Annotated in this window: 14 protein-coding genes; 8 read left to right on the top strand and 6 right to left on the bottom strand. The window is 75.3% G+C overall.

The window, feature by feature from the left end; all coding sequences use genetic code 11:
* Positions 1 to 60 precede the first annotated feature (60 nt).
* On the top strand, positions 61 to 1,242 hold the full coding sequence (locus ACILQ5_RS11940) for a PucR family transcriptional regulator (protein WP_395658219.1): 1,182 nt from the start codon (positions 61 to 63) through the stop codon (positions 1,240 to 1,242).
* 145 nt (positions 1,243 to 1,387) lie between these two features.
* Positions 1,388 to 2,029 (top strand): fasciclin domain-containing protein, encoded by a 642-nt coding sequence (locus ACILQ5_RS11935; RefSeq protein WP_395658218.1) that lies wholly within the window; start codon positions 1,388 to 1,390, stop codon positions 2,027 to 2,029.
* Between the two features lie 127 nt (positions 2,030 to 2,156).
* Here the strand turns inward: ACILQ5_RS11935 and helR are convergent, their stop codons facing one another.
* Both helR and ACILQ5_RS11925 read right to left on the bottom strand, forming a co-directional pair.
* Complete coding sequence (gene helR, locus ACILQ5_RS11930; protein WP_395658217.1) at positions 2,157 to 4,307, bottom strand: RNA polymerase recycling motor ATPase HelR; 2,151 nt, start codon at positions 4,305 to 4,307, stop codon at positions 2,157 to 2,159.
* Positions 4,308 to 4,359: 52 nt separating this feature from the next.
* Positions 4,360 to 4,926 (bottom strand): DUF664 domain-containing protein, encoded by a 567-nt coding sequence (locus ACILQ5_RS11925; protein ID WP_395658216.1) that lies wholly within the window; start codon positions 4,924 to 4,926, stop codon positions 4,360 to 4,362.
* Between ACILQ5_RS11925 and ACILQ5_RS11920 the strand changes: the two genes are divergently transcribed.
* The 3 genes from ACILQ5_RS11920 to ACILQ5_RS11910 are packed head-to-tail and all read left to right on the top strand — an operon-like array spanning position 4,927 to position 6,678.
* Positions 4,927 to 5,910, top strand: a complete 984-nt coding sequence (locus tag ACILQ5_RS11920) for a helix-turn-helix transcriptional regulator (protein WP_395658215.1) — start codon at positions 4,927 to 4,929, stop codon at positions 5,908 to 5,910.
* The gene (locus tag ACILQ5_RS11915) at positions 5,907 to 6,167 is read left to right on the top strand and encodes a DUF3072 domain-containing protein (RefSeq protein WP_395658214.1); all 261 of its coding nucleotides are present in this window, start codon (positions 5,907 to 5,909) and stop codon (positions 6,165 to 6,167) included. The genes ACILQ5_RS11920 and ACILQ5_RS11915 overlap by 4 nt, the downstream gene beginning before the upstream one ends.
* Positions 6,157 to 6,678 carry a DinB family protein gene (locus ACILQ5_RS11910; RefSeq protein WP_395658213.1) on the top strand — a complete coding sequence of 174 codons (522 nt, stop codon included), beginning with the start codon at positions 6,157 to 6,159 and terminating at the stop codon, positions 6,676 to 6,678. The genes ACILQ5_RS11915 and ACILQ5_RS11910 overlap by 11 nt, the downstream gene beginning before the upstream one ends.
* Positions 6,679 to 6,685: 7 nt before the next feature.
* Here ACILQ5_RS11910 and ACILQ5_RS11905 read toward each other — a convergent pair whose 3' ends face one another.
* Positions 6,686 to 8,533, bottom strand: coding sequence for an FtsX-like permease family protein (locus tag ACILQ5_RS11905; protein WP_395658212.1), 1,848 nt, complete (start codon positions 8,531 to 8,533; stop codon positions 6,686 to 6,688).
* Between the two features lie 2 nt (positions 8,534 to 8,535).
* Entirely contained in the window at positions 8,536 to 9,279 is a 744-nt protein-coding gene (locus ACILQ5_RS11900; RefSeq protein ID WP_395658211.1) for an ABC transporter ATP-binding protein, read from the bottom strand.
* Positions 9,280 to 9,386: 107 nt separating this feature from the next.
* On the opposite strand from ACILQ5_RS11900, the gene ACILQ5_RS11895 reads away from it, so the two are divergent.
* Positions 9,387 to 10,640, top strand: coding sequence for a sensor domain-containing protein (locus tag ACILQ5_RS11895; protein WP_395658210.1), 1,254 nt, complete (start codon positions 9,387 to 9,389; stop codon positions 10,638 to 10,640).
* Complete coding sequence (locus ACILQ5_RS11890) at positions 10,622 to 11,278, top strand: response regulator (RefSeq protein ID WP_395658209.1); 657 nt, start codon at positions 10,622 to 10,624, stop codon at positions 11,276 to 11,278. The genes ACILQ5_RS11895 and ACILQ5_RS11890 overlap by 19 nt, the downstream gene beginning before the upstream one ends.
* 25 nt (positions 11,279 to 11,303) lie before the next feature.
* On the opposite strand, the gene ACILQ5_RS11885 is transcribed toward ACILQ5_RS11890, so the two are convergent.
* Entirely contained in the window at positions 11,304 to 12,266 is a 963-nt protein-coding gene (locus tag ACILQ5_RS11885; RefSeq protein WP_395658208.1) for a cation diffusion facilitator family transporter, read from the bottom strand.
* Positions 12,267 to 12,322: 56 nt separating this feature from the next.
* On the opposite strand from ACILQ5_RS11885, the gene ACILQ5_RS11880 reads away from it, so the two are divergent.
* Positions 12,323 to 13,222 carry an SGNH/GDSL hydrolase family protein gene (locus ACILQ5_RS11880; RefSeq protein ID WP_395658207.1) on the top strand — a complete coding sequence of 300 codons (900 nt, stop codon included), beginning with the start codon at positions 12,323 to 12,325 and terminating at the stop codon, positions 13,220 to 13,222.
* Between the two features lie 201 nt (positions 13,223 to 13,423).
* On the opposite strand, the gene ACILQ5_RS11875 is transcribed toward ACILQ5_RS11880, so the two are convergent.
* The gene (locus ACILQ5_RS11875) at positions 13,424 to 14,938 is read right to left on the bottom strand and encodes an amidohydrolase (RefSeq protein WP_395658206.1); all 1,515 of its coding nucleotides are present in this window, start codon (positions 14,936 to 14,938) and stop codon (positions 13,424 to 13,426) included.
* Between the last annotated feature and the right edge of the window lie 47 nt (positions 14,939 to 14,985).

Genomic DNA, 14,985 nt, shown 5'->3' with positions numbered 1-14,985 from the left:
ATGACCAGGGGACGTGAAGATCAGCGCTACCTTTGTTCGCAACGCACAAAAGGAGTCGGCATGGCCCGCAGCACCACCCGCCGGACCACCCGCCGGACCGCCGGTCACGGCGTCCGGCTGCCCGCCGGCGCCTTCTCGCAGATGCGCGACCAGCTGCCCCAGGTCGCCGACGACGTCGTCACCGCGATCATCGCCGAGGTGCCCTCCTACGAGGACGCACTGGCCGGCCCCATGGGCGAGACCATCCGCAACGCCGTGCAGCTCGCCCTCGGCGGGTTCCTCGCGCTGGCCAGCGGGCGCCGCGGCTCCGACCCCGGGACGCCGACCGCCCCGGCCGTCGAGGGCGCCTACCAGCTCGGCCGGGGCGAGGCCCGCAGCGGCCGGACGACCGAGGCGCTGCTGGCGGCGTACCGCATCGGTGCCCGCGTCGCGTGGCGCGACATGTCGACGACCGCGGTCGCCGCGGGGGTGGAGGCGGAGACGCTGGTCGGCTTCGCGGAGCTGGTCTTCGCCTACATCGACGAGCTCTCCGCGGCCAGCGTCGCGGGGCACACCGACGAGCTGACGACGACCGGCCGGGTGCGGCAGCGGCTGCTCGAACGGGTCACCCAGCACCTGCTGACCGGGTCGCCGGCGGACGCGGTGCTCGCGGCGACCGAGCGCGCCGGCTGGGAGCCGCCTCGCACCCTGACCGCGGTCATCGTCCCGGAGTCCCAGGTCCGCCCGGTGCTGGCCGCGGTGTCGCCGCGGACGCTGCAGGCCGCGGACCCGCCCGAGCTCGACGAGGGGGTGCTGCTGCTGGTCCCGGACGCGCACGGGCACCGCCGGGCCCCGCTGCTCCGCGTGCTCGCGGACCGGGGGTCGACCGCGGGACCTCCCCGGCCGTGGCTGGAGGTGCGGGCGTCGTACGACCGGGCGCTCCGCGCCCGCGCGGCCGGCCTCGAGCTGGACACCGAGGCCCACCTGGTCGAGCTGGTGCTGGACGCGGACGAGGACGCCCGCGCCGACCTGCGGGCCCAGGTGCTCGCGCCGCTCGACGGCCTGCGACCGGCGACGGTCGAGAAGCTCACCGACACGCTGCGCTGCTGGCTCCTGCACCAGGGCCGGCGCGACGACGTCGCGGCCGCGCTCTTCGTGCACCCGCAGACGGTGCGCTACCGGATGGGCCAGCTGCGCGAGCGGTACGGCGACGCGCTCGACGACCCCGACACGGTGCTCGCCCTGACGGTCGCCCTGGGCTGAACCGCGCCCGGTGGGTTCGATTGACCCACTGGTCCAGACGGTTGAATGTTCCACCAATCCCTCGGCCGCCGTGGTCCGAACGGCTGGCGTCCACATGTCCACGACGTGCCCGCGTCGCGAACGATCCCTGGGAGGGAACACCACCATGAGCACGACCACGCGCAGCATCGCCGTACTCGCCACGACCACGCTCCTCGCCGCTGGAGGACTCATCGGCGCCACGACCTCGGCCGACGCCGCGCCAGCCCCCCACCGCGGGAACACCAGTCTCGCGGACGTGCTGGCGGCGGACGGGCACGACTACGACGACAACTGGAAGGACTTCGACATCCTCGACGCGGCGGTCACCACGGTGCTGACCGCCAAGCCGGACAGCCCGGTGGCCGTCCTCGCGGACGGGAGCGTCCGCCTCACGGCGTTCGCCCCGACCGACCGGGCCTTCCAGAGGCTCGCGAAGGCGCTCACCGGTTCGACGCCGGCGACCGAGGAGGACACGTTCAACGCCATCGCCGGCGCGGCCGGCGTCGACACGGTCGAGACCGTGCTGCTCTACCACGTGGTCCCGGGCAAGACGCTCGGCAGCGCCAAGGTGCTGAAGGCGGACGGGGCCAAGCTGACGACCGCCCAGGGCGGGAAGGTGACCGTGCAGGTGAAGAAGAAGCAGGTCACGCTCGTCGACAAGGACCCCGACCTGCGCAACCCGCGGGTGATCGCCGTCGACATCAACAAGGGGAACCCGCAGATCGCGCACGCGATCGACCGGGTGCTGCTGCCCGTCGACCTCTGACCGGCACCTGACCGGCACGGCACCGGCACCGACCGACCGGCGCCCCTGGGTCGCAGCTGCGGCCCGGGGGCGTCGGCGCGGGTGGGCCGCGCGTCGCCCCCAGCCTCGCCCCCTCGGCCGGCCCCGGTCAGCGGTCCAGCAGGACCAGCTGCCGGGTCGCGCGGGTCATCGCGACGTAGCGGTCCACCGCCGACCACCGCTCGGGCTCGACGAGCACGACGAGGTCGAACTCGAGGCCCTTCACCAGCTCCGGCGCCAGCGACCGCACCCGCGGGCGCTCCGCGAACCCGGGAGCGCCGACGACGCAGGCGGTCCCTTCCGACTCCTGCGCCAGCCAGGTCGCGACCAGGTGCTCGAGGTCGGCGACCGACCCGCGGCCGACCGGGATCCCGCTGCTGCGGACCGACGTCGGCACGTTCGCGTCCGGGACGGCCGCGCGGATGACCGGCTCCGCGGCGGCCATCACCTCCTCCGGCGTGCGGTAGTTGACGGTCAGGGTCCGCTCGCGGACCTCGTCGACCCCGACCCGTCGCAGCCGCTCCTGCCAGGACTCGCGGAAGCCGTGCCGGGCCTGGGCCCGGTCGCCCACGACGGTGAGGCTGCGCGACGGGCAGCGCACCAGCAGCATCTGCCACTCGGCGTCCGTGAGCTCCTGCGCCTCGTCGACCACGACGTGGGCGAACGGCCCGGCGAGCACGTCGACGTCCGCGACCTCGACGCCGGCGTCGTCGACCAGCGCCGCCCCCAGGTCGTCGCGCCGCAGCATCGACATCACCATCATCTCGGAGTCGTCGGTCGCGACCAGGTGGTCCACGACCGCCGCCATCTCCTCGCGCTGCGCGGCGAGCGCCGCCTCCCGCCGGCGCCGGCGGCCCGACGCCTCGGGGTCGCCGAGCCGCAGCCGGGCCGCGTCGAGCAGCGGCAGGTCCGACACCGTCCACGCCTGCGGGTCGTCGCGCTGCAGCCGGCGCACCTCCTCCGGCACCAGCCAGGGCGCGCACCGGCGCAGGTACGCCGGCACCGACCACAGGTCCCCGACCAGGTCGCTCGCGTGGATCCGCGGCCACGCGCCGCCGAAGGCGTCGACCAGCGCCGCGTTGCCGGCGAGCGAGCGGGCGAGCTGGTCGCGCGGGACGTCGGCCTCGCACCGGTCGACCAGGATCGCCACGAGCGCCTCCCACACCTCATCCCGGGCCTCGTTGTGCGGGGTGCCCGGGTCCGCGGCCGCGAACGCCTCGGCCCAGTCCTCGGCGCCGAGCCAGAGGTCGGCCCACGGGGTCTCGACCACCAGCCCCCGGGTCGGCGGCTCCTCGTAGAGCGCGACCGCGGGCTCGATCGCGCCGACCATCGCGGCGCTCGACTTCAGCCGCGCCACCTCGGGGTCCGGCTCGGGGCCGGCCGTCGCGCCCTCCGGGAGCAGGTCGCGCAGCGTGCACGTCTGCACCCCCTCCTCGCCCAGGCTCGGGAGGACGTCGGCGACGTAGGACAGGTAGGGCCGGTGCGGTCCGACGAACAGGACGCCGCCGCGGCCCCCGGACAACCGCGGGTCGGCGTGCAGGAGGTACGCCGCGCGGTGCAGCGCCACGACCGTCTTGCCCGTCCCCGGCCCGCCGTCGACGACCAGCGCGCCGCGGGACCCGGCGCGGATGATCGCGTCCTGGTCGGCCTGGAGGGTGCCGAGCACGTCGCGCATCCGCGGCGACCGGCTGCTCGCCAGGCCGGCCAGGAACGCGGTGTCGTCGTCCAGTGCGAGGTGCCCGTCGCCCGCGTCCTCGGTGAACGCCTCGTCCCAGTAGTCGGTGATCCGCCCGCCGGTCCACCGGTACCGGCGCCGGCTGGCCAGCCCGTGCGGGTCGGCGTGGGTCGCGGCGAAGAACGGCTCGGCCGCCGGTGAGCGCCAGTCGACGAGGAGCCGGTGCCCGCTGCGGTCGGCGAGACCGAGGCGACCGACGTACACCGGGCCCGACCCGTCGGCCGGCACCATCCGGCCCAGGCAGAGGTCGAGCTCGTAGCGCTGCAGCGTCCGCAGCCGCGCCGAGAGCCGGTGCACCTCCTGGTCCCTCTCGAGCGCCTGCTGCCACTGCCCGCCCGGCGCCCGGCGGGCCGCGGCGAGCCGCTCGGTGAGGTCGGTGACCGCGTCGTCGAGGGTCTCCGCCAGCGCCGCGAAGTGCCGCTCGTCCTCGGCAAGGCGGGCGGGCCCGGCCTTGGCCGGGTGCGCGGACAGGTCGAAGACGGTGGGGTCGCGGGGGGCGTTCCGTGGGGCGTTCCGAGGGGTCACGACGGGCCATGGTGAGGCAGGACCGGGGTCTTGCCGCAAGCCCCCCGGTCGGCTATACGTTGTAGGTGCCGGGGAAGGTTCCCGGAGCGGGGTCCTCGCCGACGAGTCCGTCGACGGACTCGCGGAGCAGGTCGGCATGGCCGACGTGCCGCCCGTACTCCTCGATGATGTCGAGGACGACCCGGCGCAGGCTGGGGTGCCGGCCCTCCTCGTCCTGCACCTCGGCGACGAAGTCGAGGCCGCCGGTCGCGAGCGCCTCGTCGACGAGCGCCTGGCCCTGCGCCACCGACGCGACGAAGAGCGCCTCCAGCGACCCCGGGGTGTCGTCGGCCTCGACCCGGAGGTGCCAGCCCTCGTCGTCCCAGTCGGCGTCCTCGAAGGGCGCGAACGGCCGCCGGCCGTGCAGCTTCCAGGCGAAGGTCGTCGCCTCGACGACCGCCAGGTGCTTGAGCAGGCCGCCGAGGGTCAGGGCCGAGGGGCCGAGGGTCGCCCGGATGCCGTCGGCGTCGAGGCCGCCGCACTTCCACAGCAGGTAGCCGCGCATCCGGTTCAGCGAGCCGACGAGGGCCTCGACCTCGGTGCCGGCGAGCGGGGGTTCGTGTCCGATCCTGATCTCCATGTGCGCGACACTAGGAGCATTCCCGGACGATCTGCTTCCCCGACCGCTCGAGCGCTGACCGCTCTCGAGCTGATCCAGGCACGTCCGGGCATCACCGCCGACGAGCTCGGCGCCGCGCTCGGCGTCACCGGCCGGGCGGCGCGGCGCTACGTCGCGATCCTCCGCGAGGCCGAGCTGCCGATCGAGTCGGTCAGCGGGCCGTACGGCGGCTACCGGATCGGCCGCGGGCTCCGGCTGCCGCCGCTGATGTTCACCGCGGCCGAGGCGGCGGGCCTGGTGATGGCCACGCTCGAGGGGCACGGCGGCGCCGCCGACCCGGCCGACGTGGTCGGCGGCGCGCTCGCCAAGATCCTGCGGGTGCTGCCGGACCGGGTCGCGCCGCGGCTGCCCCCCGCCGCCGCGGAGGTCACGACACACCAGCACCTGGACCGGCTGCTGGCGGCGTGCGCCTCGGGCCGGCTGCTCCGGCTGTCCTACCGGGCCGGCGAGCACACCTCGGAGATGGACGTCGAGCCGTGGGCGGTCGTGCTGCGGCACAGCCGGTGGTACCTGCTGTGCTGGTCACGCAGCCGGGACGCCCGGCGGGTGCTGCGCGTCGACCGGGTCGTCGACGTCTGGTCGCTGCCGGAGACCTTCGCGCCCCCCGCCGACCTCGACGCCCGCAGCGTGCTCGAGGAGCACCTCTCCCAGGGCTGGCGGTTCCCGGTCGAGGTGCTCGTGGACGCGCCGCCGGGCTGGGTGCGCCGCTGGGTGCCACCGAGCCTGGCCCGGCTCGAGGCGGTGCCGGTCGATCGCACCCGGATGGTCGCGTCCACCGAGGACCCGGACTGGTACGCCCGCCGGCTCGCTGCCATCCCCGTCCCCTTCCAGGTCGTCGACTCCCCCGAGCTGGCCGCGGCGGTGACCGACCTCGCGCGGCGCCTCCGGGACGCGGCCGGACCGGCACGCATGCCGACGGACGAGGCGGGTACGGGCGGGCCATGACATCGAACACATATTCGAACGACGAGGCCGTCGAGGTCCTCGGTGCCCCGACGCCCGAGCAGCCCGACCAGGCGGCCGGGACCGCCAAGGACCCCGAGGACTGGGTCACCGGCGACGAGCCGATGACCGGCGCCCAGCGCAGCTACCTCGACACCCTGGCCCGCGAGGCCGGCGAGCAGCTGCCCGCCGACCTCAGCAAGGCCGAGGCCTCCGAGCACATCGACCGGCTCCAGCAGGCGACCGGCCGTGGCGCCTGAGTCGTCGGCCGGTGCCGCACTGGAGAGCCAGCGGCAGCCGACCCCACGGGCCGACGACGGGGAGCTCGCGACGGCGCTGGCCTTCCTCGACTTCGCCCGGGCCTGCCTGCTGAAGAAGGTCGAGGGGCTCGACGAGGAGCAGCTGCGCCGCCGGCTGGTGGTCTCGGAGACGACCCTGCTCGGGCTGGTGCAGCACTGCGCCGCCGGCGAGCGCTGGTGGTTCGCCCACCACGTCGGCGGCGACCCGGCGTACGCCGACGTCGACTTCTCGATGGTGGTGCCGCCCGAGCGCAGCGCGGCCGAGGTGGTCGCCGACTACCGCGCGGCGGTCGAGGAGGCGGACCGGTACATCGCGGCCGCCGGCTCCCCCGAGACGCTGACGGTCGTCCCGGTCGACGGCGAGCGGAAGACGCTGCGCTGGGTCCTGGCGCACAAGACCAGCGAGCTGGCCCGCCACGTCGGGCACGCCGACATCCTGCGCGAGCAGGTCGACGGCGTGACCGGCCGCTGACCCCCGGTCAGGTCGGCGCGCCGGCCGGTCCGGCGCGGCGTCCGGCGACCGACCCGACCAGGGCGGCCAGGAGCGCGGTGCAGACCGCGCCGATGGCGGCCAACGGGAGCCACGGCACCGTCATCGCGACGTCGGCGACGTCGCGGGTGGTCGCGTAGCGGATCAGCCAGGCCACGGACCCGGTCACCACGCCGCCGACCAGCAGCGCCGCGGCCCCGACGAGGCCCGCCTCCCAGAGCGCGGTGCGCCGCAGCTGGTCGTCGGTCGCGCCGAGCAGGGCGATCGTGCGCAGCTGGGTGCGTCGTTGGGAGACGCCGATGAGCACCGCGTTCACGATGGCGATCGCGGCGTAGAGACCGGCGGGACCGAGCAGCACCCACAGGCCGAGCCGGTTGTTGGCCCGGGTCTGCTCGTCGACCCCGTCGATCCAGGCGTCGGCGGTGAGGACGGTCGCGTCGGTGCCGGCCAGCAGCGCGTCCAGGTCGACGCCGCCGGGGTCGACGAAGACCACGTCGGGCACCGCGCGGTCGGCACGGTGACCGGCCAGGGCGCGGGGCACCAGCACGTCGGCGTACAGGTCCGGCGCGTCGCTCACGACGGCGGCGACCTCGGCCCGCACCCGCTGGCCGTCGACGTGCAGCGGGACCACGTCGCCCAGGCCGCGCCCCGAGTCCGACGCGTAGGTCTCGGTGACGGCGACCCGGTCGTCGCCGAGGTCGCCGAGGTCGCCGCGGACGGCGGTGAGGCCGCGCGACTGCTCCGCGAGCCGCACGTCGACGACCTCGTGCTCACCCACACCGACCCGCGGGTCGGCGTACCGGACGTCGGAGGCGGTCAGGCGCTGCGCGACTGCGCGGTCGCCTCCGGTCTCGACGACCAGCGGCGCCTGGAGGTGGGCGCGGTCGAGCGCCGTGGTCCAGTCGGCGGTGAAGCTCAGCGTCACGATCATCGACCCCGCGATCGCCGAGATCGCGAGGATCGGGGCCGCCAGCGCGGCCGGGACCCGCGCGCCGGTCCGGACGTGGTCGCCCGCGAGCCGGGCGGCGACGTCGCGGCGCGCGAACGGCCGCGCGAGCTGGCCGGCCAGCCACGGGAAGACCACGCGGCCGAAGCAGACGACGCCGACGACGACGACCTCGGGCAGCAGGATGCCGGTGACGAGCGCGAACAGCGGGCTGATCTCGTCGGCGAGGGCGAACAGCACGACCGGGCCGGCCAGGCACACGGTGCCGACGACCATCGCGAGCACCGACGGACGGCGCCGCTCCAGGCCCGCCTCGCGGAGGGCGGCGACCGGCGACACCCGGGCCGCCCGTCGGGACGCCCGCCAGGAGCCGAGCAGCGCGACGCCCCCACCGCACCCGGCGGCCACGCCCCACGCGAGCCACGGCGTCGGCATGGTCAGGTCGACCGCGAGCAGGCCCTTCGCGTTCAGGAAGGCGACGAACGCGGGGGTCGCGAGGGTGCCCAGGAGCGATCCGGCGACCACCGCGATCGCGGCCACCACGCCCGCCTCGCCGAGCACCATCCGCCGGACCTGGCGCGGGGTGGCGCCGACCAGCCGGAGCAGCCCGAGCTCGCGCTGGCGAGCGGCGACCACGAACCCGAAGGTGCTGGCGACCACGAAGACCGCCATGAACAGCGAGACGCCGGACATCATCCCGAGCATCGCGGAGAGGTCGTCGAGCTGCAGCCGCTCGGCGGCGGAGACCCCGTCCCGCCGCGACGAGACGTCGACGGCCGCGATGAGCATGACGGTCGTGGTGATGAGGGCGACGCCGCAGGCGAGGGCGACGAACGCTCCGACGTACGGCGGCCAGGAGCGGCGCACCGTCCGGCGGCTGAGCGACAGCATCATCATGACTCGAGCTCGCTCATCGCGGCGGCGATGCTGGTGGCGTCGGCACGGTCGAGGCGGCCGACGACGAGGCCGTCGGCCAGGAACAGCGTGCTGTGGGCGTAGGACGCCGCGAGCGGGTCGTGGGTCACCATCACCACCGTCCGGCCGTGCTCGTCGGCAGCGGCGCGCAGCAGCTCGAGCACCTGGCGTCCCGAGGCGCGGTCGAGCGCCCCGGTCGGCTCGTCGGCGAACAGCACCTCCGGACGCAGGTGCAGCGCCCGCGCGATCGCGACGCGCTGCTGCTGGCCACCGGAGAGCTCGGGCGGCCGCCGCTTCGCCTTGTCCTCGAGGCCGACCCGCTGCAGAGCACCCAGGACCGCCGCGCGGTCGACGCGCTGCCCGGCCAGCCGCGCCGGCAGGGCGACGTTCTCGTACGCCGTGAGCGCGTCGAGCAGGTTGTAGGACTGGAAGACGAAGCCCATCGCCGTGCGCCGCAGCTTCGTGAGGCCGGTCTGGTTCATCGGGCCGAGCGGCAGGCCGCCGATGACGACCTCGCCACGGGTGGGACGGTCGAGGCCGGCCGCGACCTGGAGGAGCGTCGACTTGCCGGAGCCCGAGGGCCCCATGATCGCGGTGAAGCTGCCGCGCGAGAACGCGTGCGTCACCCCGCGCAGGGCGTGCACGTCGCCGGCGCGGGAGGAGTAGGTGCGGGTGATGCCGTCGAGCGCGACCGCGGCGGGTCGGAGGGCGGTGGTGGTCATGCCTCCACTCCAGCCGCTCGCCGCCCGGACCGCAGTGGCCGCTGCGCGACACCGGGGTAGCGCGTGCGCTACCCCGACCCGGGCCCGGCCGTCCTAGGGTCGGTGGCATGACCCGTACGCCGGACGCCTGGGCCGCCCTGCGCGGCCGGCCCCGGCACTACCTCGGGTCGCGGTGGCCGTGGGGAGCCCTCGCCTACCTGCTGACCACGGTGCCGATCGGGCTGGTGACCCTGCTCGTGCTGGGGTTCACGCTCGCCGTCGGCGTCGCGACCCTCGTGGTCGTCGTGGGACTGCTGGTGCTGGCGACCGTGCCGGTGCTCGCGGGCCTGCTCGGCGTCCTGGAGCGGGTGCGGCTGCGGCTGGTGCAGGGCACCGCGCCGTCCGGGATGACCTGGCGGGAGCGGCTGCGGGCCGGTCGCCGGCTGCCGGTGTCGTGGCGGGAGGTCGGCTACGCGTTCCTGGTGTCCGTCGTGCTGTGGCCGGTGGACGCGCTCCTGCTGATGTTCGCCCTCACGGTGCCGGCCGTGCTGCTCCTGGCGCCCTGGATCGCCCGGGTCGACCGGCTGGAGATGCTCGGCTGGCAGATCGACCCCGGGGCCGAGGCCTGGCTCGCGGTGCCCGTCGGGCTCGTCGCGCTGGTGCTCGCGGCCTACCTGCTGGGGATCGCGGCGGTCGCGCAGGCGGCGCTCGCGCGTCTGCTGCTCGACCCGCGCGAGGCCGAGCTGGCCGCCGCCGTGGCGGACCTGCGGCGGTCGCGGGTCGACCTGGTCGACGCCTTCGAGACCGAGCGCCGGCGCATCGAGCGGGACCTCCACGACGGCGTCCAGCAGCAGCTGGTCGCCCTCACGATGACGCTCGGCCGTGCCGAGCTCGACGTCCCCGACGGCCCGGGACTGGTCCTCGTCCGGCAGGCGCACCACCAGGCGGAGGCGGCGCTCGACGACCTGCGGAGCACGGTGCGCGGGATCCACCCGCGGGTGCTCGTCGACCACGGTCTCGCGGCCGCGGTCCACGAGGTCGCGGACCGCTCGCCGGTGCCGGTGACGGTGGACATCCACCTCGACGCCCGGCTGCCGGCGCCGGTCGAGGCGGCGGCGTACTTCGTCGTCAGCGAGGCGCTCACCAACGTCGCCCGGCACGCCCGCGCCCGGCACGCCGAGGTGCACGGCTGGCGGCAGGGGGACACCCTCGTCGTCACGGTCGTCGACGACGGCACCGGCGGCGCGCGCATCGACCGCTCGTCCGGCACCGGCCTCGCCGGCCTGAGCGTGCGGCTCGACGCCCTCGGCGGCGAGCTCACGGTGACCAGCCCGGACGGCGGGCCGACCGAGGTGCGGATGGAGTGCCCGTGCGACGACTGAGGATCGTGCTCGCCGAGGACGCCGCGCTGCTGCGCGAGGGCCTGGTCGGGATCCTCGAGCGCGCCGGGCACGACGTCGTGGCGGCGGTCGGCGACGCCGACGCCCTGCTCGCCTACGTCGACCGCGAGCGCCCCGCCGCGGTGGTCACCGACATCCGGATGCCGCCGACCCAGACCGCCGAGGGCCTGCGAGCCGCCGCCCGGATCCGCGCGGAGCACCCGGAGACCGCGATCATGGTGCTGTCGGCGTACGTCGCCGAGGCGTACGTGCCCGAGCTGCTCGACTCGACCCCGGGCGGCGGCGTCGGCTACCTGCTCAAGGACCGGGTCGGACACGTCCGCGAGTTCCTCGACAGCCTCGACCGGGTCGCCGCCGGCGAGACCGTCGTCGACCCCCAGGTGGTGCGGCAGCTGCTCGGGCGGCGCCGGCACGACGGCCCGCTCGCGTCGCTGTCGGCCCGCGAGCGTGAGGTGCTCGCGCTGATGGCGGAGGGGCGCACCAACGGGTCGATCGCCGAGGAGCTGGTCGTCAGCGAGGCCGCGGTCCGCAAGCACGTGGGCAGCATCTTCGCCAAGCTCCGGCTCGACCCGGGCTCGGACCGCCGGGTGTCCGCTGTGCTGACCTACCTGCGGGGCTGACCAGCGGGTCGGTCCGGGGGACGGGCTACGGCACCAGGGCCGGCTCGTCGGGCAGCGCCAGGGTGAGGACCGCGTCCTCGATGAGGTCGTCCTTCTCGATGTCGGCCTCGACCTGCCGCAGCCGGACGGCGAGGTCGGGCTCGGCGTCGTCCCCGGTCAGGTCGACGGCGGCGACGACGAACAGCCGCTGCGGGCCGACGTACTCGACGTGGAGGTACGTGATCCGGTCGATAGCGTGGTGCTCGAGCAGGTGGGCGACCACGCGCGACTGGAGCTCGGGCGAGAGCCCCTCCCCGAGCAGGTACTCCATGTTGCGGCGCATCAGGTAGACCGCGACGAAGGCGAGCAGGACGCCGATCGCGATGGAGCCGATCGCGTCCCAGGCGGCGTCGCCCGTGAGCTGGTGGAGGCCGATGGCGGCGGCGGCGATCAGGATGCCGAGCAGGGCGCCGAAGTCCTCGAAGAACACCGCACGCAGCGTCGGGTTCGACGTGCGGGCGACGTACCGCAGCGGGTGCAGCCCGAACCGCTGCGCGGCGCCGTGCACCTGGCGGCTCGCCTGGAAGAACGAGCTGCCCTCCAGGACGAGCGCGATGCCGAGGACGACGTAGTTGACCAGGAAGCTCGTCTCCTCCGACGGCTCGGCCAGCAGCTCGGTGATGCCGTGCCAGATCGAGACGATGGCACCGGCGGAGAAGAGCCCGAATGCCGCCACCAGCGACCAGATGTAGGTCTCTCGCCCGTAGCCCCGCGGGTGGTCGGCGTCCCGCGGCCGGCTGCCCTTGCGCTCGGCGACCAGGAGGAACACCTCGTTGCCGGTGTCGGCCCAGGAGTGCGCCGCCTCGGCGACCATCGAGGCCGATCCGGTCAGCAGCGCGGCCACCGACTTCGCCACGGCCAGCAGGCCGTTGGCGACCAGCGCCACGACGACGGTCAGCAGGGACTGGTCCTCGACCGGCTCCTCCGGGATCGGCTCGCTCGCGGTCACGGGGTCACACGTACCCGTACCGGGGTGAGCCACACCACCGACGTACCGTCGACGGCATGTCTCGGCTGCTGCTCGCCGTCCCGGCGCTGGTCCTCGTGCTCGCGGGGTGCTTTTCGGGCTCCGACCGCCCGCAGGCGGCGCCCGCGCACGTCACGGGCTCCCCCACCGGCGCGCCGACGGCCTACGACGAGTACGTCGCCCTCGGTGACTCCTACACGGCTGCGCCCCTCGTCCCGCCGACGGACACCAGCACGATCTGCCTGCGCTCGGGGGTCAACTACCCCGCGCTGGTCGCGGAGGCGATGCCCGGGACGACGCTCACCGACGTCAGCTGCAGCGGTGCGACGACGGGCAACACGACGACGCCGCAGACCGGGCGGACCGGCTCGGTGCCACCCCAGCTCGACGCCCTGGACCGCGGCACCGACCTGGTCACCGTGGGGCTCGGCGGCAACGACGACCGGCTGTTCGGCGGCGTGCTCGGGCGCTGCATGCAGGTGGCGGCGACCGACCCCGCCGGCAGCCCGTGCCGCGACTCGTTCGCGTCGCGCGACGGCGACCGCATCGAGACGACCTTCACCGACATCGCTGCGAACATCGCCGAGGTGGTCCGGGCGGTGCGCGAGCGGTCCCCGCACGCGCGGGTCCTCGTCATCGGCTACCCGCAGATCATCCCCGAGTCCGGCACCTGCGACCTGTTGCCGCTGGCCGCCGGCGACTACCCCTTCGCCCGCGAGATCAACGAGCGGCTGACCGAGGCGGTCCGCACCGGCGCGGAGCGGTCCGACGCCGAGTACGTCGACGTCTGGACGCCGAGCGCCGGCCACGACATCTGCGGCGAGGAGCCCTGGATCAACGGCCGGGTCACCAGCGCCGACACCGCGCTCGCGTACCACCCGCTCGCCGTCGAGCAGCAGGCCGTCGCCGAGCTGGTGCTCGACACCCTCCGCGGCTGACGGCCGGCGCCGCGCCGCGTCATACGAACCGGTCGCCCCCACAGCCACCTCGCATGACGTCCCCAGGGCCCACCGCGCAACGTCATACGACCCGGTCGCCGCCACCGCCACCTCGTATGGCGTCCCCGGGCCCACCGCGCGACGTCATGCGAACCGGTCGCCCCCGCAGCCACCTCGTATGACGCCCCGGGCGGACGGCGGTCAGCGGGCGTCGTGGACCAGCACGCCGTCGACGACGGTGCCAGCGACCGGCATCGCACGCAGCGCGGTGGAGAGGGTCGCGGTGTCGGCCGGGTCGAGGTCGCGGAGCAGCGGGTCGCGGTCGAGCAGCACGAGGTCGCCGCGCGAGCCCGCCCGGACCGTCGGCTGGCCGTCGACCGACGCGGCCAGCGCCTCGCGCACGGTGAGTGCCTGCTCCCCGTGCCACGGGTCGCGGTCGTCCGCGCTGCGGTGCACCGCGGCGGCGATCGCCAGCCACGGGTCCAGCTGCGACACCGGGGCGTCGGAGCCGAGGGCGAGCTCGACGCCGTCCTCGAGCATCCAGCGGAACGCGAAGCACCGCGCGGACCGCTCCCCCCAGATCCGGTCGGTGAGGTCCCGGTCGTCGAGCAGGTGCGCGGGCTGCACGCTGGCCCGGATCCCGAGCTCCGCCATCCGGCGCACGTCCTCGCGCCGCGCCATCTGGGCGTGCTCGACCGACCCGCGCGCACCGGTCTCGGCGTACGCCGCCAGCGCCTCGCGCACCGCAGCGTCGCCGATCGCGTGGGTGGCGACCTCGAGCCCGCCGGCGTGCGCCCGGGCCAGCAGGTCGCGGAGCTCGACGCCGGAGAGGTTGGCCTGGCCGGCGGGGTACTCCAGCCGGTGCGCGTCGCCGTACGGCTCGCAGCACCAGGCGGTCCGGGTGTTGAGCGAGCCGTCGCTGATGATCTTCAGCGGGCCCATCGTCAGCCGCGGGTCGCCGTCCAGCGGGTCGCCGGTCCGCAGGCCGGCGCCGACCACGTCGTCGAGGGTGTCGGCGTAGGTCGCCCACCGCACGCGCAGCAGGTCGCACCCCTGCGCCCACCGCTCGGCCCACTCCTCGCGGCTGGCGCCGAACTCGAAGTCGACCAGCCCGGTGATCCCCTGCGCCGCGGCCACCTCGAGCATCCGGCGGTAGGCCTCCGGCGACGTGCCGTCGTTGCCGACGAGCGTCACCAGGCGCGGGTACGCCGCGAACCACTCGGTCTCGCGCACCACCGAGTCGCGCACCGGCATGGCGAAGTGCATGAGGGCGGTCGTGTTCAGCCACGCGTGGTGGCCGTCCCCGCTGATCAGGACGACCGCCGTGCCGTCGGAGACCGCGTCCAGCTCGGACACGGTCACCTCCCGGTCCCAGCCGCCGGAGCGGTGGCCCCAGCCGATCACCGGCAGGTCGGGGAAGGTGGCGATCCGCTCGGCGACCGCCCGGGTCACGTCCTCCGGTGAGCGCGCGCCGGCCAGGTCGAGGCGCTGCGAGGAGAGCGTCCACTGGGCGAGGTGGGTGTGCTGGTCCCAGAGGCCGGGGATCGTCCAGCGGCCGCCGGCGTCGACCTCGTCGGCACCGGCCGGCCGCTCGAGACCCGGACCGACGGCAGCGACCACCCCGTCGACGACCGCGACGTCGACCGGCGCGTCGGGGACGGCGTCGTCGGTGCGGAGCGGGACGAGCCGGGCGTTCCGGATGAGCAGGTGGGGCACCCGTCGAACGCTAACGGCCGGAGTGGTCCGGTCCACGTCCCGGGGCG

The sequence above is a fragment of the Nocardioides sp. genome (assembly GCF_044226305.1).
Classification (GTDB): domain Bacteria; phylum Actinomycetota; class Actinomycetes; order Propionibacteriales; family Nocardioidaceae; genus Nocardioides.
The sequence above is the reverse complement of the archived record's forward strand: the minus strand, read 5'-3'. Positions and strand labels throughout refer to the sequence as shown.